At 62.9% G+C, this 17,427-nt stretch carries 16 protein-coding genes and 1 pseudogene; 7 read left to right on the top strand and 10 right to left on the bottom strand.

What is annotated here, in order from left to right:
• Positions 1-21 precede the first annotated feature (21 nt).
• Positions 22-2,226: a hypothetical protein gene (locus ACSFDB_RS10105; RefSeq protein ID WP_440770865.1), complete on the bottom strand. Its 2,205-nt coding sequence runs from the start codon at positions 2,224-2,226 to the stop codon at positions 22-24.
• Positions 2,227-2,414: 188 nt separating this feature from the next.
• On the opposite strand from ACSFDB_RS10105, the gene ACSFDB_RS10110 reads away from it, so the two are divergent.
• From ACSFDB_RS10110 to ACSFDB_RS10130, 5 genes are all read left to right on the top strand, one after another.
• Positions 2,415-2,969 (top strand): metal-dependent hydrolase, encoded by a 555-nt coding sequence (locus tag ACSFDB_RS10110; protein WP_440770866.1) that lies wholly within the window; start codon positions 2,415-2,417, stop codon positions 2,967-2,969.
• 106 nt (positions 2,970-3,075) lie between these two features.
• A complete protein-coding gene (locus tag ACSFDB_RS10115; protein ID WP_440770867.1) occupies positions 3,076-3,540 on the top strand; it encodes a CopD family protein in 465 nt (154 codons plus the stop codon).
• A gap of 197 nt (positions 3,541-3,737) precedes the next feature.
• Entirely contained in the window at positions 3,738-4,175 is a 438-nt protein-coding gene (locus ACSFDB_RS10120) for a hypothetical protein (protein ID WP_440770868.1), read from the top strand.
• A 273-nt stretch (positions 4,176-4,448) separates the two neighbouring features.
• Entirely contained in the window at positions 4,449-5,348 is a 900-nt protein-coding gene (gnd, locus tag ACSFDB_RS10125) for a phosphogluconate dehydrogenase (NAD(+)-dependent, decarboxylating) (RefSeq protein WP_440770869.1), read from the top strand.
• A 169-nt stretch (positions 5,349-5,517) separates the two neighbouring features.
• Positions 5,518-5,829: a HalOD1 output domain-containing protein gene (locus ACSFDB_RS10130; protein ID WP_440770870.1), complete on the top strand. Its 312-nt coding sequence runs from the start codon at positions 5,518-5,520 to the stop codon at positions 5,827-5,829.
• Positions 5,830-6,102: 273 nt separating this feature from the next.
• Here the strand turns inward: ACSFDB_RS10130 and ACSFDB_RS10135 are convergent.
• Positions 6,103-6,912: pseudogene (locus ACSFDB_RS10135) on the bottom strand (RNA-guided endonuclease InsQ/TnpB family protein); the annotation flags it as partial.
• Between the two features lie 137 nt (positions 6,913-7,049).
• A complete protein-coding gene (locus ACSFDB_RS10140) occupies positions 7,050-7,205 on the bottom strand; it encodes a hypothetical protein (RefSeq protein WP_440770871.1) in 156 nt (51 codons plus the stop codon).
• A 478-nt stretch (positions 7,206-7,683) separates the two neighbouring features.
• Between ACSFDB_RS10140 and ACSFDB_RS10145 the strand changes: the two genes are divergently transcribed.
• On the top strand, positions 7,684-7,857 hold the full coding sequence (locus ACSFDB_RS10145; RefSeq protein WP_440770872.1) for a hypothetical protein: 174 nt from the start codon (positions 7,684-7,686) through the stop codon (positions 7,855-7,857).
• 176 nt (positions 7,858-8,033) lie between these two features.
• On the opposite strand, the gene ACSFDB_RS10150 is transcribed toward ACSFDB_RS10145, so the two are convergent.
• The 7 genes from ACSFDB_RS10150 to ACSFDB_RS10180 form a co-directional block, all read right to left on the bottom strand.
• Entirely contained in the window at positions 8,034-8,435 is a 402-nt protein-coding gene (locus ACSFDB_RS10150) for a hypothetical protein (protein ID WP_440770873.1), read from the bottom strand.
• A 151-nt stretch (positions 8,436-8,586) separates the two neighbouring features.
• On the bottom strand, positions 8,587-11,700 hold the full coding sequence (lanM, locus tag ACSFDB_RS10155) for a type 2 lanthipeptide synthetase LanM (RefSeq protein WP_440770874.1): 3,114 nt from the start codon (positions 11,698-11,700) through the stop codon (positions 8,587-8,589).
• A 151-nt stretch (positions 11,701-11,851) separates the two neighbouring features.
• Complete coding sequence (locus ACSFDB_RS10160; protein WP_440770875.1) at positions 11,852-12,727, bottom strand: ABC transporter ATP-binding protein; 876 nt, start codon at positions 12,725-12,727, stop codon at positions 11,852-11,854.
• Positions 12,724-13,581, bottom strand: coding sequence for an ABC transporter permease (locus ACSFDB_RS10165; protein ID WP_440770876.1), 858 nt, complete (start codon positions 13,579-13,581; stop codon positions 12,724-12,726). The genes ACSFDB_RS10160 and ACSFDB_RS10165 overlap by 4 nt, the downstream gene beginning before the upstream one ends.
• Positions 13,582-13,687: 106 nt before the next feature.
• A complete protein-coding gene (locus ACSFDB_RS10170; protein WP_440770877.1) occupies positions 13,688-14,530 on the bottom strand; it encodes an ABC transporter permease in 843 nt (280 codons plus the stop codon).
• Positions 14,527-15,585 carry an ABC transporter ATP-binding protein gene (locus ACSFDB_RS10175; protein WP_440770878.1) on the bottom strand — a complete coding sequence of 353 codons (1,059 nt, stop codon included), beginning with the start codon at positions 15,583-15,585 and terminating at the stop codon, positions 14,527-14,529. Before ACSFDB_RS10175 ends, ACSFDB_RS10170 begins: the two co-directional genes overlap by 4 nt.
• A gap of 86 nt (positions 15,586-15,671) precedes the next feature.
• Complete coding sequence (locus tag ACSFDB_RS10180) at positions 15,672-16,439, bottom strand: SAM-dependent methyltransferase (RefSeq protein ID WP_440770879.1); 768 nt, start codon at positions 16,437-16,439, stop codon at positions 15,672-15,674.
• A 108-nt stretch (positions 16,440-16,547) separates the two neighbouring features.
• Between ACSFDB_RS10180 and ACSFDB_RS10185 the strand changes: the two genes are divergently transcribed.
• Complete coding sequence (locus ACSFDB_RS10185; RefSeq protein WP_440770880.1) at positions 16,548-17,399, top strand: SAM-dependent methyltransferase; 852 nt, start codon at positions 16,548-16,550, stop codon at positions 17,397-17,399.
• The last annotated feature ends 28 nt before the right edge of the window (positions 17,400-17,427 follow it).

Here is a 17,427-nt window from a genome sequence, read left to right on the forward strand (position 1 = left end):
ATCGTCGACGGTCTTGCTTTTCTACGCGTCCGGGTCGAACGCCATCTGGACGGTCTCGTAGCCGCGTTTCAGCCGCTCCGTGTACGCCGGTTCGGTCCATGTCGGCGGCTCGTATGCGCCCGAACGGAGCCGGTCGCCCTCGAGTCCCGGAACGGCGTGGGTGAGGTTCGTTTCGCCGTCGATCGACGTCGCAGCGCCGTCCTCGCGCGGCCGGTAGGTCGCGGCGGCGACCGAGATCTCTCGAAACGACGTGTCGGTCTCGAGTGACTCCACCCAGACGTCGCCGAGTCGCCGCCGCTGGCTCGGATCCGAGACGTTGAGCAGGAGCCAGGGAAGCCGAAGCTCGACCGCGTTCGCCGACGGCGAGACGTGAACGTCAGTGAGCGAATCGTAGTCGGGAGCGTCGGGGTTGCCGTTTCCATAGCGGAGGCGGCCGGTTTCGACGGCGTCGAAGGGGACCTCCTCCCCGGTCGGCGGAACCGTGTACCCGCGGTTGAGAACCATCCGAATCGGCGTGAACCGACCGCTGTCGCGCTCGCGGTAGGCATCCACGTCGAGTCCCGCCTCTTGCCCATAGCGGGCCGCGAACGCGTCGTAATACGCGTCGACGGTTACCCGGGAGTCGTCCGGCCCGGCCAGCCGAACGAGGAAGTCGGTCGGCGCCGTGCGAGCCGCGGTTCCGTAGGGCAGCGTCGTGTTTCCGCGGCCGGTGAGCCCGAGGGCGACGAGGGCGATCGTTTCCTCCCAGTCGATAGCCGACCCGAGGTCGGCGAACTCGAGTCGAATCGAGAGAGACGCCTCGTCGCTCGTGACCCGGACCGCAGTGAGTTCGCGGGACGCGTCCGCGCCGTCGTCGAGTCGTCGCGGCGAGTCGGCGGGAGTGAGCGTCGTCGCGTCCACCCAGTCACCGCTCGAGCCGTCGAGGGAGACGGCAGTCGCCGGATCGAACGCCAGGAGACCGAACCGCTGCTCGGGCGTCTGGACGTTCGACCAGAACGGCCGCCGGTCGGGATCGGAGAACTGCTGGAGGTTCCAGGTCCGTTTGAACCACTCGTCCTGCCAGGTGAAGACGAGCGCGCCAGCCGCGCCGACCGCTCGGATGTCTTCGTACATGTCGGCGACGATTCGGCCCTGTTCCCGTTCGGTGTGGGCGCCCTGATCGCGCCCGTGAACGTCTCGGTGGGCGATCCCTCGAGAGGCGGGCACGCCGAACTCGGCGACCACCAGCGGATGGTCGGTCGTCTCCACGAGGTCGTCGAGGTAGCCGGCGTAGCTGTTCGGCTCGCCGCGGTGATCGATGTAATCGACGTACTTCGGCGTCTCGTTCAACAGGTCGGGATAGTAGGGGTAGACGTGGTAGGCCGCGAACGTTCCCGCCTCGAAGTCGGACGTCGGGACCAGCGCATCGGGGTCGATACTGACTGCGTCTTCCATCGGGTACGGCTCGTAGGGGTGCTCGAGCGGATCGGTCGTCACCCAGTTGGTGAACGCGACCGGCCGTTGGACACCGTACTCCGCGGTTTCGTAGGCGACGGTGGCATCCAACCCACCGGCGAGCCAGCGCTCGAACGGCCGTTCGGTCGTCGACCGGAGGTACGTCCCCTCGTACTTGCCGGGTTCGTTTCGGTCGTTCGTCTCGAGGACGACCGCAGGCGGCCACTCAATACCGGCGACGTAGCCCAGCACGTAGTTGCTGACGTCGGTATCGAACGTTCCGTGAGCCAGCCCCGGCTGGTCGGGGAGCGTCGCCTCGCCGTGAACTACGTCGACGACCGTTCGAAGTCCGTCCGCGAGTTCGTCCGAGAGCCGGAACGCGTCGCCGGCGTCGTGGAGTCGCTGTTCGCCGATCCAGTTTCCGTGAAGCAGATAGAGTGGATCGTCCGCGCGGCGGTTGTACGCGGCGAGGGCCTCGTAGAACGCCGGCGGATGGACGGTGTAAACTCGAATCACGGTCGCGTGTAGTTCACCGATGGCCTCGAGCCAGCGATCGTACTCCTCGCGGGTAATAGCGGCTTCGCCGGGGAATCGGCCCGGTTTGCCCATTCCGAGGTTGACGCCGCGGACGTCGAGGGGTTCGAACCCCTCGCCGGTGTCGCACTCGAACCCGTCGTCACCGATTCGAAATCGGCGGTCGACGGACCGCCCCATCCCCCGCAACCGTCCACAGCCTGCAATCGAGACGGCACCGCCCATCCCTGCCAATCCGAGCAGGCTCCGTCGTCGCATACTGGGTACGGTGACCGAAAACGTATAAGCCTACTGTCCTGTCGACTCGAGATAACGGAACTCGACGGATCAGCAACGAGATACGAGTTGGAAGTCAGACGAAGGCGACAGAACCAGATTCCGTGACGAACGCCATCGTGCTTCGCATACGTTTTGACCCCTGGGGCCCTCGATCCGGACGAACCGCGATGATGGCGACTACCCACGTGTTCACCGGGCTCGCCGTCGTCGCTCCCGTCGCCGCGTTGGCTCCCGAGTTCGCGACACCGCTGGCTGTGGGGGCAATTCTCGGCGGACTCGCACCCGATTTCGATCTCGTCTTCGCCCACCGGCGAACGCTGCACTTTCCCGTCGCCGGCGTCGCACTCGCCGTTCCGGCCGTCGCGCTTGCAGTCGCGTTTCCCTCGAGTACCACGGTCGCCCTCGCGGCGTTCGCCGTCGCCGCCTGGCTCCACGCCGCCAGCGACGCGCTCGGCGGCGGGCCGGAGATGGATCCGTGGAACGATCGGAGCGACCGCGCCGTCTACGACCACGTCCGGAGCCGCTGGATCCGACCGCGGCGCTGGATTCGCTACGACGGCGCGCCGGAAGACGCGGCTCTCGCCGTCGCGCTCGCCGTGCCCGCGTTGCTCGTCTTCGACGGCCGGATCAGGGCAGTCGTGGTCGGCGGCATTGCCGTCTCGCTGGCCTACGCACTGCTTCGGCGACGGCTCGTCGCGTGGGTGCCCGACTGGCTCGAGTGAGGGGCGGAAATAACGGTGTGAAAGGGCTAACACACGAGGAGAGACAAAGACACGAAGCGAGACGCGAGTCGGAACGCTGATACTGCCGCTTACCCAGCAACTCCGTATGGTTGATACGTTCCTCGCCCAGACGTCCCATCTCGTCTTCGCCGCGCTCTGGGCCGGCAGCGTCTGTTTCGTCGCGTTGGTCGTCCTTCCGCTCGCTCGAGACGGGGCGTTCAACACGACGAAACCGCTCGAGGTTATTTCTGGCAAATTGACAACTATCACGCGCGTGAGCGCGCTCGTCTTGCTCCTCTCGGGCGGCCACCTCGCCGGAACGGGATACACGTCCGAGAGCCTCTTCGAGACGACAAACGGCCAGCTCGTCCTCCTCATGGTCGTCCTCTGGGCCATCCTCGCCGCGCTCGTCGAGATCGGGTCGAAACGGCTCGAGGCGGGACTCAACGGGAAGAAACTGCGCGAGCCAGCGAGCAAGGCGCTCCCGATGTACCGCGCGGCGGCGGTCGTCTCCATCGCGTTGCTCGTCGTCGGGGGCATGATTTCGACGAACGTCGTCCGACTGCTCTGACGACCTGGGACCCGCTTGCGGCGCCAGAGGGCCGCCGTGAGCGTTCGACGAGCAATAGACAGTCTCAGTCGACATACGTCCGCGAACGGGTCGAATACCGTCGTGAAACTGGCGACAGAATCGTTTTTCGGCCGGAAACGTCTTGGAAAGGAATATTCTTGCGAAAGATACTTAGTTGGTTACTGTAACGTACTCCCATGATGATCAGGGGCAAAGAACTGGCGCTGTCGGTGCTCGCGGTTGGAACCGCTGCAGTCGCCGGATACGTGCTACATTCGGGCCAGCGGACCGACCGCCCGTCGCGATCGAAAGCCGACCTCGGCGCACGAGTCGTCGGCCACGAGGAGGTCCCTCGCGGGGCCACCGTCGTCGATATCAGTTCCCAGCGGCTGGGCGACATCCCCGGCGCGCGCCGCGCTATCGACCGCGCGGTTCGCAACGACGCACGGGAGGAGTGGGAACACCTCACGATCGATCACGAGGGCGCCTGGTCAATCGTCGACGCCGTTCGCGGCTCGCTACCGTATCACGACGGAAACGGCTGTGAGTACAACGGCGTCTACGTCCGGTACGACGACCGCATCGTCGTCCTCGACGCGATCGGCTGGGCACGTCTCGAGGAGCCGCTTCAGTAGCCCATCCGGTATCCGGTCGAACGGTTTTCTCGCGTCTCCGTCGCCGAATCGCTGATTCTCGAGCGGTTCCGATCATGCACAGTGGGCACTGCTCGACCAGCGCGTATCGATCGAGTGGATCTCCCAGCACGTGTCGATCGAATGGACAGCCAGCGCGTGCCGTCCGAGCGAATCAGCCAGCACAACTCGCGTGTGCGCCCGGCCGTACTCGAGCGCCCGACGGACGTATCACGAATCACAACCACTACCTCATACCCCCGCCGAGTGGGTCCCATGCAACTGGGCGTAATCGGACTCGGACGGATGGGACAGATCGTCGTCGATCGCACCCTCGAGGCGGGCCACGAGGTCGTCGCCTTCGACCTCGAGCCGGAAGCCGTCGCGACGGCCGCGGACGCGGGCGCCGAACCGGCCGACTCGGTGGCGGATCTCGTCGACCGACTCGGCGCGGACAAGCGGATCTGGCTGATGGTTCCCGCCGGCGGGGCCGTCGACGCGACGCTCGAGGAACTCGAGGGTCATCTCGACTCGGACGACGTCGTGGTGGACGGCGGCAACTCCTACTTCGAGGACTCCGTTCGGCGAGCCGAGAGCTGTCCCGCGGCCTACCTCGACTGCGGGACCTCCGGCGGCCCCGCGGGCGCACACCTCGGCTTCTCGCTGATGGTCGGCGGGCCGGAGTGGGCCTACGACGAGTTCGTCCCCGTCTTCGACGCCGTCGCGACGGGACCCGACGGCCACGAACGCATGGGTCCCGCGGGCTCGGGCCATTACGTGAAGATGGTCCACAACGGCGTCGAGTACGCGCTGATGCAGACTTACGGCGAGGGGTTCGAGCTGCTCCACGAGGGCCGGTACGATCTCGATCTGGAGAACGTGGCGTCGGTCTGGAACAACGGCGCGGTGATCCGCTCGTGGCTGCTCGAACTCTGCGAGGAGGCGTTCCGCGAGGAGGGCTCCGATCTGGGCGACGTCGCGGACCGAATCGAGGGCGGCTCGACGGGAACGTGGACCGTCCAGGAAGGACTCGAGCAGGAGGTGCCCCTCCCCCTGATCTACACCGCGCTGTCCGAACGGTTCGGCTCGCGGGCCGACGACGGCCGCTTCTCGCGGCGGCTGGCGAACCGGCTCCGATACGGGTTCGGTCGCCACGAAGTGCAGCGACGAGAGTAGTGACGTCGCGGTTCCCGAGTCGGGCACGAAAGCTTCGGATGGCCGAGGAAAACCGACGGAATCGGAACCAAACGCGACATTGCAGGGGGTCGAACTGTGATTTTGCCTGTCTGACCCGGGTCGAAATATTGGGTCATTTTCTTTACTCCCGGTCTCGAGAGCATGAGTTATGAACGCTCACAACTCGACGACGGTGACAGTGGACGACGATCAGCAGCCGAGCATGGCCGTCGTCGACCTCGTCGGCGAGGTAACCGGCACCGACGTTCTCGAACTCGATCCTCTTTATAATGCGATCGATCCCGACGTTCTCGATACGCTCTGTACGTCGGGATCAGGATTTACGAGCCTCGAATTTCAGTACGCGAGCCACACCGTCGTCGTCGAGCGGATCGAGAACGGGGTGAAGATTTCGCTCGAGCCGGTGACGATCGGCGCGTCCGGCTCGTCGGGCGTTGCGGATAGCGGGCCGTCGGCGTAGGCTGATTTTGTGAGTACACTCGAACGCTCGATAGCGGTCGGATAGTGGAGGGTTTCGAACATCGTGTTCAGCTACGATTCCACGCAACGGCGAACGATCTGAGCCACTCATCAGCTGTTTCCGCGTCTGCGTGAGTGAACGATCTGAGCCTACTCGCTCGCGACTGATGCAGCTCGCTCCTTGAGGGTAGTGCGAGACCAACGGTCTCACGAACCATGCGAGCGGGCGCTTCGCGCCCGTGAACAGATGGGGCGTCCTACTTCCACGACGTTGTCAGACTACGTCTGACAGCCCGTGAGATGTGATCTCACGAACGCGCTTTGTGAACCGCCTCGGGGTCAAGCCCCGAGGCACTCGCCTTGTTTCCCCTGTAGATACAGACGTATCCACAGGGAGCGCAGTCGCCACAGGCGTTCGAAACTCGCCCAGCGATTTTCCCAGCCTCTTGGAGAGCAGCGCTCACCAATGGTCGGCGAATCTTTGATTCGTCTCGACACCAGAATCGGTCTGCGATTCTGAGGACGTTGCTTCGGAGTATCCCACTCCTACATCTTCGAGGCCGCGAGAAAGGATGTTCCACGCCGTCGAAAATCGCATGCGATTTGCTGCCTGTCAAACGTAGTCTCGACCGCGTTCGCGTCTCTGTCCGCCTCAAACCCGCAGGCAGGACAGGAGTGTGTACGGCCCACAACGGCTTCTCCGTCGAGACGCCGCACACTCTTTGATCGTCCCTCTCGAGTCGACTGCCACGAAGTGTGACCCCTCGCGCTCGCACTTGTATTCGAGCAACGAGAGGGACGTTCGCCATGCGGCAGACGCCGTGTTGTGGCTGTTCGACGGGGATTCCATCATCCCCTTCACGCATAGGTCTTCGACCGCCACAAGGTCGTACTCCCGAGCGTAGTAGTTCGGGAGGTTGTGCAAAAAGTCGCGGCGCTTCCGTCGGAGGTCGGCATGACACTCCGCGACTCGACGCCGTTGCGTCTCGTAGTTAGCGGAGCCGTGCTGTTTGCGCGAGAGCTTCTCCCGTTCCCGTTCCAAGCGCTCACGCTCGTCGGAGAGGTCAAGAGAACCGACCGCCGTCCGCTCGCGTCGCGGCGAGGTTCGCGGGTCGCCAGCGGTTCGACTCACGATCCGGAGTCCTGTTGAACCGCCACACCGGCACCGCCCGGCGCGGCACGTCTGGCCGTCGACCCAAAAATTGGGTCGACAAGCCGCACCTACGCACGCGTCGTGGTGGTGGTAGTCGTCGTCTTGGTCGTGGTGGTGGTAGTCGTCGTCTTGGCCTTCTGGACGAGTCCCTCCTCCGTCTTGAACGACTCGTCGAGGTTCTGTTTGATCTCCTCAACGTCTGTAGTGTGGACAACCTTCGACATGCGTTCATATTATGGTTAGATTCTATATTAAAACTTTTCATCGATTCAATCAGCTGACTTCTCGGCACGCTCAGCGAGCGAGTCAGGGGGTGAATCTCCCGAAGATACCGACTGTGAGACGGTTCTCAAAGTCGTGTTTGTTCGTGTAGGTGACGATATGGAATCGACCAGCGATGAACTCGCTGTCGACTGGAGTGATTGGCGTAAGCTTTGCACGACTACGTCTACACCTGACCTTCCTCAGCCTCCCAACCCTATCTTGGCGACGGCCTGTTCAAACGTTACACAAACCACTCGCGTCGAGAGCGAGTAAAATGCGCTCCCAGTAGTCGGAGATCAGTTCGACAAACACGCGGCTTGTGACTCAACGGTTTTTGCCATCGGACCGACTCTGACGGCCTCAGTGTGGACCCAAATAGTCAGAGCGAGACAGATAGCAATAAAGTTTATTTAGTGCTGTATAGTACTGTTCATTGGCATGTCTGTGACAGCTACACTGACCGGAACGGACCACGATATCGAGTCGATCAAGGACGACTACGACCGCGATTTCGAGCGCGACAGCCTCGTCGACCGGTCGATCGCAAAGCTGTGTCCGTGTACGACCACGACCACTACCACGACCACGACTACTACCACGACCGCCGGATAGGTAGAGAGCGGTGTCACCGCACCGATCGATGTCATCCGGAATCGACGAGTCGGCTCGCGAATCGTCCCGTGACCGGGGCGTGATTATCCGCGACCGTCACTTCGTCCCGACTAGATTCCGTCGACGGTCTTCGCCGTCACGCGAACAGACTTCTCGGCCGATCGTCCGACGGCGAGTTATCGCGTTTCACGGTCCTCGTCGACTTCCCGTGACGGATCCCGGTCAGCCGGGTTCCGGGACTCGTTCCCGGTTCGACGGCGAGACGGCCCGTCGTCCGCCAGTATCGCCTCAACCTGACGTTCGAACTCCCGGTCGGTAAGCCGACCGCGTGCGTACTGTTTCTGGAGGGCTGACAGTTTATCCCCCTGTCGGGACGGGTCCGACCGAGATCGGGAGGGCGAGCGCGTTGCGTCTTGCTCGCTCGTCACCCCGCCCACGACGACGAAGAACGTGGCCATCGAGAGCGCGAGGACGGAACTGAACGCCGCGCTCTCGATCATCCCAACCGTCAGGAACGTACCCGACAGCACGAATCCGACGAAGAGCGCGATCCCTGCGCCGAGTTTCGATTCGTCCATGCGGCTATATTCCACGGTACAGGAGTAAAATCTTACTCATACGTCGCGAAACAGACAGGAAACCGAACGCGGGAGCCGGACGAGGAGGGATGTGAGTACGTCGTCGGCTGTCACGTTGGGAACGACCACACCGTCCCGGCGCGGACCGCACTCACTCAAGGGCGAGGACGCAGGGGAGTTCTTCTGGACAGGCGACGCGGAGAGTAGTGTACGCGACGCCGGGAAGCCCGTCGTGGAACGTGACGTTGGGGAATTCGCGATCGTGTCCGGGAAGGACGAGTCCGTCACCGTCGGCCGCGCGCTCGAACGAGCGACGGGCGACGGCTGAAGCATGTGCCGGCGACCGGTCGGTCGCCCTGGCTGCCTCGATGAGACGTTCCACCCGGCCGAAGTTGCCGCGTCTGAGGTGGTCGTACTCCCAGAGGTCCGCGGACGCGTCGACGACCGTCGACGGATCCACCGCCAGTTCCTCGTTATACAGCCCGGCGACACAGCGGGAGAGCGTCGGCTGCGATGGGGACCGACCTGCCGATTGGCGTGTCGTCCAGCCGTCGGCTAACAGCTCAGTTCCCGCCTCCACGTACCGCGACTCGTCGAGGGTCTCGCCCGTTGCGACGAGCGTGTACCCGACGCCGTCGGTGCCGTGGAAGCCGAGTTGCGTGCCGCAAGCGTCGTTCGGGCGTGCGTCGCCGGCGTCGAACGCGGAGTGGACACGTTCGCCGTATTCAAGTGCGAGTTCTCGGACCTGTGTGTCACCCGTTCGCCGGAAACACGCCAGGAGTGCGAGCGTGGTCCCGCACGCGCCGGTTCCGATTCCGAGCGCGCCGTCGTGGCCGTCCGGCGACGGAACCGACCTCGCGAGGTCGACGGCCCGCGACCGGAGGTGGTCCGCCTCGAGGAGATCCGACAGCACGCAGAGCGCGTAGGCGGCTGAGACAGCGCCCGTCGCGCCGTGCAGGTTCGATTCGGTCGAGGCTAGGTCGAGGTCGTCCTCGAACCGGACGGTTTCGAGCGCCCGTTCCCGGTAGGTCTCCGTGCCGGTGGCGCGGTAGACGGCCGCCGAGGCTAGGGCGACCCCTGACCGTCCCGCGAGAAGCGACTCTCTGGCGGGCATCAGGTGGACACCCGCCGTGTGGTCGGGCATCCGGATGGCCATCCAGCCGTAGGGGTCGCCGAGTTTGGTCGACGCGGCGTTGTACACCGAGTCGACGAGGGCTGCGGCGCGACCCTTGAGGTCGTCGGCCGCCACCTTGCGGTTGGAGTCGTCGTCGCTTTCGGCCGGCGACGCTCGGGCCAGGGGACTGCCGCGGGACTCGAACGCCTCTCGGACGAAACGCACTTGCCGTCGCCGGTCCTCGGCCGACAGCGATTCCACCCGCTCGGTGAACCGCTGGAACCCGGCGTTCGACGCGTATGCGGGGATCGACATCCCGTCAAAGAAGAGTTCGGTGGCCCCCATTCGAGACGTGATTCGCGGCGGGTCGAGACGTCCCAGTGCCTCTCGCTCAACGCGGTATACTGGCCACAGCCGGTCGTCCTCGATCTCGCCGTTGAAAAACGGCGCAGCGAGCCGTTCCATCTCGACGGTGGCGTAACTCCCGTCCCGGAGCGCATCCCTCGAGAGCAGCGAGTCGATTATCGAGACGTACCGCTGGGTCGGTCGGTACACGAACCGATTCTCCACGTCCCGCAGCGCCGCGGGATCAACGATGTCGCCCAGCAATCGGTCCCGCTCGTGGAGGTCCGCGAGCGTCTCGTAGGCCTCCTCAAACCCTTGAACGATGGCGTCGACGTGATCCTGCGGAACGCAGACGTTCCCCTCGAACCGCGGAAAGTTCTTCGTTGGTTGGATCCGCGGGTGCTCGTGGACGACTGTCATCACGTCGGTGTTCACCGCCTCGATCTGTGGCATTCGAGTCTCGGGAAGCCGGACGGGGGTCGAATCAGTGCCGATCCCGGCCATGGCGGCCCGTCCCAGCTCCCCGTCCCACGCGACGGGGCCTTTAATGTCGAACGGGAGGAGCATACTGAGAAACACCGACTCGGACCCGATGGGTGCGGTTTCGCCGGGCATTTCGGTCTGCCGGCGATCGACGTACGGGTGAAACAGCGTCTCGCAGTCGACGAGAACGGGACACGCGCCCTTAGCGACGACGTTCTCGTAGTGGCAGTCGGTAAACTCGAAGACGTACGCGAGGGCGACGAGAGCGCCCGCTCGTTCGTAGTACTCACGTACGTCTTCGACGCGTTCACACTCTCGGTTCGGGATCCACTCCATCCACCCGTACTCCTCGCGGAGGAGGTACGTGGGGCGGTAAAACTCCGGAATCGACCATTCCGCGTCGAGCACGTCCAGCAGTTCGTAGAAGGCCTCGCCGGCGCCGACGGGCCGGGGCTTGTACACCACCTGAAAGCCTGACTCGAACGTCACGCGCAGGATGGCACGTCCGTCCCCGTGCGTGTCGTCGGCCAGCGGTTCGAGTTCTCGGACGTCGCCGGGCGGTTCCTCGAGCGAGAACGTTTCGATCAACCGGTCGTAGTCCCGTTTCAGCCGTGATTCGACTTCGAGCAGCGCGTCTTTCCACTGCCGGATCCGGAGCATCAGCAACCGGGAGAATACCGGATACTCGAGACAGAGCGTTTTCAGGCCAGTATCAAGCAGTCCCCGGACGAACTCCTCGTAGTACGCTGTCGGGGGCTCCTCGAACTGTCCAGGATCAGTCGACGCCAGCGTCTCGTCGGTTACGGTGACGAACGTCTTGAACTCGACGTAGAGGATGCGAACCGAAAGCTGCGTCAGACGTCGAAGCAACCAGTCGGTGCTGTCGTCGACGAGCGCCTCCGAGAGGTACGTCAGGTCGTTATTTTCGAGGAGGGTCTCGCGAGCGTGCTCGACGACGACCGACAATACGTCGACGAACGGCGTCTCCGGGTACCTCTCGACGATTTCTGCGTGCTCAGATTCGTCGATCGACGTGACGTCGTCAACCAGTTTGTCGAGGCGTTTCACCCACTCCGGGAGCGGTCGATCCGCCGGCCACACCGCCGCTTCCGCGGCTGCCTCACACTCCGCTCGCGTCAGCCCGTCTTTCGACAGCCGAGCCTCGAGATGCTCCGATCCGTCGAACATCTCCTCCCACCGCTCGAACAGTTCGGACGAATCGATCGGTGGCTCGTCGAGTCGTTCGTTTGACGGCCCGTCGATCCGATCGAAGAGCGTTCGCGACTGTCCCACGATTTCACGCATCTCGAGGTTATCGAACATGACACGTTCTGTGTTGGTCGAATTATTATAATTTTATATCCTGAATGTAGTATCGATAGACATATCGCAGCTGGAAGCGAATCGCCGGGATCGACATCGTCGGCGACGCGAACGTTGCGGTCGGCCGGCCGCTCGATCCCAGGATGGGCCTTTACGGCTCTGCCGGAGAGCCCCGCGTGTAGCGGTTGAAGAGGTCCGTGTACGTCGGTGCGACCACCTCGAACTGATTGCCGAGCGAGGCCGCGAGCGCCTCCGGGTCCGCTTCCGGCGGGGCGAACGCTCGGACCATCCCGCTGCTCGGGAACACTTCCCCTTCTAGGGCAACCTCCGCGAGCTGGTCGACGTTCGTCAGTGTCGTCTCTACGATCGGGGGAAGCGTGTCGAACAGGTCCTCCGTCGTGCCCACCGTCATCACGGTCCCGTCGGAGACGAACGCCACGCGGTCGGCGATGTCTGCGTCCATCGGTCGGTGGCTGGAGACGACGACCGTCTTCCCATCGTCTTGCTCCTCACGGAGGAGCCGGTGGACGGTCTGGACCGTACTGAGGTCGAGCGACGATGTGGGCTCGTCCAGCAGGTACAGCGGCACGTCGATGCTCAGCGCGATTGCCAGTTCGAGTTTTCGTACCATCCCGCCGGAGTAGTCCTCGACGCGCTTGTCGAGGTCGTCTTCCAACCCGAGTTCGACGACGTACGATTGCCACTCACCAGTGAACTGTGGGTGGAGTCGCTCGTAGAACGCAATGTTCTCGCGTCCCGTGAGACGCTCGACACAGAGGGCATCCTGCAGGAGGTAGCTCGTGGTGTCGGACCGGTCGACAGGATTCGAACCGAACACGGTCACGCTCCCGTCGGTCGGGTGGCGGCTCCCCGCCAGACAAGAAAAGAGCACCGACTTTCCAACCCCGTTTGGCCCCATGACGGCGACCAGGTCGCCGGCTGGCACCGTGAGATCAACCCCCTTCAAGACCTCCTCCTCACCGAACGACAGTTCGACTCCGCTTGCGTCGATGGCTGCGTCGGTCATTTCGACCACCCCTGCCGGTAGAGAACGCGGTTGACGAACGCGGTTCCGACGACGAGCGCGATGAGCGCGTAGGCGAAGACGATGGCGAAGTACTCCGGGCCTGCAGGTAGCTCCGGCGGCGTGACTCCGATTGCGCCCCAGTCGCCTGAACCGACGAGATGGTACACGATCGTCCGGGTCGGAAGCGTGTTCGGGAGGTAGTTGATCACGTCACCGTCGATGAACGACATCTCCGAACTGACCCCGTTCCAGCCGGTCGCGACGTAGCCCACGACCGCGACGATCGGAACGACGTACTCCGCCAGCCGCTTGTTCTGTGCGAATGCGACGATCGGAATCGTCACGACCATCCAGAAGATGCAGGTCAGAACCAAGGTGACGGCGACGAGCGGAACGCTCGCCGCCCCCTGTACGCTGAACGCGCCGCCGGTGGCGTACCCAACGATGATTGTCAGGGTGAAGGTGATAACCGCGAGGACGATGCCCGCGGCCATTCGGCCGAACAGATCGGCAAGCGGCGATACCGGCATCGACCGGTACGCGTGGTATCGTCGACTCTCGAGGTCGCCGGCAAGTTGGTACCCGAAGACGTAGAGGCTGACGTAGATCGCTCCGAACATCGCGGTCCCGATCGAGAAGGCCGCGAGCGTCTCCGATGAGAACCCACCCTGGAGGCCGAAAAGCAACTGCATCAACGGAGCGATTCCGAGGACCACGGACATCAGCATCCAGCTGTTGGTGGTCTCCTGGATGCTGCGCATCGAGAACCCCTGTACCTGGCGCGTCCACCTCCGGAACCCGTTCTTGAAGGTGACGCCCTCCGATCCCTCCACAGGAATGGAGTTATCGTTCATCAGTAGATAATTTCAACCCTCTGTATAAATATTTAGGGATTGATCGATAATTCGAGTCGGTTGTGGGTGCGGTTTCAACGGCGACGGGTCGACGCGGGTGGACGGGTCAGTAGTGACCCATTACGCCCCGCTCACGCGCGACACGAGAGCAGTAGACGAAACACAGGTATCCGACGGCCGCGTACGAGACGGCCGTTCCGATCAGAAGGCCGACGTCCTGTGCGCTAAACTCCCAAATTTGGACTCCATCGCGCATGGTCCGTTGCAGCAGGTCCGAGCCGTGTACGAGTGGGAGCACCGAGAGGGCCGGGATGTCGGCCGCCGGGGCGGCGATGAGTCCGATCAGGAGGAACTGGCTGATCTCGGAGAGGTTGGAAAGCTGTTTGTAAATCAGTGCGAGGCCGGCGAACACGTACCCGAGTCCGATCGCCGTCAACAGGGTCAACAGAACGATTGGCAGGACCGATGCGACGTCGAAAGAGACCGTTCGGCCCGTTGTCACCAGCATTAACACGAGCATCACCAGCCCGATGAGCAGGCTCATTAGGATGTTCACGACCACCTTCGAAGCCAGAATGGTACTGAACCCGTGTGGGGAGACGTACAGTTGCTCCAGCGTTCCCCACCGTGACTCCTGTGTGATCTCCTGTGAGAGACTCGAATACGCGCTCTGGACCATCGTCCAGAGGAACCAGCCGACGATAAGCGCATCGAGCGTATCCCCCAGCGCCCCGGCCCCCCCGCCGACGCTCTCGGCTGCCGCCTGCCCGCCGAAGAACACGAGGGCGAAAAAGAAGTACATACCGACGATCATGGCCGCGAAGTTTACCCGGTACCGAATCGTCAGAAGGAGATTCATCCGAAAGATCGTCCACAGGAGCACCAGAAATCCTGCCGACGAGGATTCGACGCCGCCCGAGGCCGACGCTGCGGTTCGTCGGTCGGTCATTGTGTCGTGGACGGCGTCCCTTCGACAGGCCGTTCGTTCGTGTCCGATCGACCGGTGATTCGGAGGAACACGTCGTCGAAGTCGGGTTCGCGCTGGGTGAACGACTCGACTGCAACGCCGGCGCGTTCGAGCATGTTGGTCAACCGGAAGAACTGCTCGCCGTCGGTCTCGATCGTGAGCGACGTCCCGTCGCGGCCGACGTCGACGACGAGGAACTCAGCGGCGAGTTCCCGCTCTACGTCCGGATCGAGCGTCCCTGCGATCTCCACCTCGTAGGTCGTCGTGTTGAACAGATCGACTAAGTTCTCGACCGTGTCGTCGGCGATGATCTCCCCGTTGTTTACGACGATTACCCGGTCGCACACGTCCTGTACGACATCCATGTCGTGACTCGAGAGGACGACAGTCCGTCCGTCCCGGTTCGCGAGTCGACGGATCTCCGCTTTGAGTCGGCGAGTGCTCTCGACGTCGAGGCCGAGCGTCGGTTCGTCGAGAAAGACCACCTCGGTGTCGCGGGCGAGCGTACAGACCAGACTGACCTTCTGTTGTTGTCCCCGCGAGAGTTCCCGCACGACGGTATCGGCTTTCTCTTCGAGGTCGAACTGCTCCAGCAACCCATCGATCTGGGCCGACCGCTCGCGGTAGTCGTTCCCGCCGATCACCGAGAACATCTCCACGTTCTCCCGGACCGTAAGCCGCCAGTAGGTGTTCCGAGCCCCCTCGAGCATCGCGCCCATCAGTCGGTGTGCGGCGTGTGGATCATCGTGAACGTCACTCCCGCCGGCGCGGATCGTTCCGGCCGTCGGGATGATCAGTCCGAGAATTGACTTGATGGCCGTCGTCTTTCCGGCTCCGTTCGGACCGAGGATCCCCACTACGGTTCCAGGGTAGACGTCGAGGTCGATCCCGTCGACCGCCACGACGGCGTCATCACCCTCGCCGTAGACCTTCTCGAGACCCGTCACCGAGACGATTGGATCTGTTGATCCGTCGGACGGCGGGGCGGACGCCGGTTGCTTCCGTCGTGTGGCGACGATTCCTTGGTTGGATCCCATATACATTATCACTGTCACAAGCAAGGAAATAATCGTTATGGAACTATCGGGGCGTAGACCCGTATCATGCGCCGTATCGGCCGCCGTCAGGTGGCTAAGACCACGACGCGGTGTGAGTGTCGTTCGAGAGGGTCGCCGTTCAGCCCGCCGAACAGGGAGACGTCCTCGAACCCCGCGTCCTCGAACAGTTCCGTCAGTTCGACCGGATCGTACAGTCGCCGCCGTAACTCCATCGTGTCGACGTACTCGTATTCTCCCTTTCGCTTCGAGAACACGAGGACCGAACTCTCGAGGCGACTCGTTTCGACATCATAAGTCATTTGTTTCACATGCATTCTGTCGCTGAACTGTCCCACAGCGGATTCGGTGAAGTTACTCAGCAGGAACGGCTTGTTACTGAGGTCCATGACGACCGCCCCGCGGTCGCTCACCAGTCGCTCGATTTCCGAGAGGATCCGCGTATCCCGCTCTTTCCCGTAGTACCCGAACGAGTCCCACATGCTCGTGACGAGGTCGTAGGATCCTTGCCACTCGTCGAGCGCTCGCATGTCGTGGTGGTGGAACTCGACGCGGTCTTCGATTCCCTTTGACCTAGCTTCGCGGCGCGCCCGATTTACGTACTCCGCCGACAGGTCCAGTCCCTCCGAAACGAGTCCGCGCTCGGCGAACGCGATCGCGTGGCTTCCGATGCCACATCCGATGTCTAGGACCCGCTCGGGAAAATCCGATCCCTCCGCCTCGAGGAGTCCGAGTACGGCCTCCACGTCCGACGCCGCCCGTTCGCCGTGGATCTCGAGTATCGGTTCGAATAGGTTCGATTGCTCTCCGTACAGTTCGTCGGTCCAGTGTGCCATTCAGGATTTTCGATGGTTCCGTTTGGGTTTATACTTTGCTCCGTTATTCTTTAATATGGTAATAGAAGTAGAAAAACATATAGTCGTAGGGTAACGATAGTTCCGGAAATGGGGTTGAAAGAGTCTTCGACGGAGGGTGTCGAGTCGATGTACAGCAACCTGGTTGGGGTCCACAAGCGCATCTGGAAGGCGACCGGGAATCAGAGCATCCACTACGGATACTACGAGGACGACGACGACGATATGGATACGGCGAGCACGCGCATGATGGAACTGGTGGCCGACACCGTCGATATCGACCGCCACAGTCGAGTGCTCGTGCTCGGGTGCGGGGCCGGCGAAGACGCGATCTGGATCGCCGACGAGTTCGACGCCGAAGTCGTCGGTGTGGACCTAATCGAAGATCAGATCGAACTTGCACGCGAGTACGCTTGGAAACGCAACGTCGAGGATCTCGTGACATTTCACACGGACGACTTCCACGAACTGTCATCGGCGAGCGACGGATCGTTCGATGTGGTGTGGGCGCTGGAATCGGTGTCTCACTCCGACAACCTCGAGGCCGTCGTCGATCAGTGTGACCGCGTCCTAAGCGAACAGGGACAGATCGTCTTCGCCGACTGGTTCGCCCCGGACGACTCGATGAGCGACTCCGAGGAGAAGCGCCTCCGGAAACTGGACAACCTGATGCGACAGTGGACCGACACGCTCGACGAGGTGGAGTCGACGGTTGCGGCCGGCGGGTTCGACGACTTCACCGCGGTGGACGTGACCGACGGCGTCCGACCGGCCGTCAGCCGTCGGTACAAGTCCTCGTTCATTATGATCCCTTTCTACACCGTTGCGTCGGCCATCGGCCTCGCGTCCGCGGAACTTCGGGACGTGACGAAGGCATCGTACCACATGCACGTACTCGTCCGCGACGACGTGATGCGGTATTACATTCTGTCGGCGAGTTGAACGGGACGCCAATCGATACTCCCGACGC

The organism is Natronorubrum amylolyticum (assembly GCF_052040145.1).
GTDB lineage: Archaea > Halobacteriota > Halobacteria > Halobacteriales > Natrialbaceae > Natronorubrum.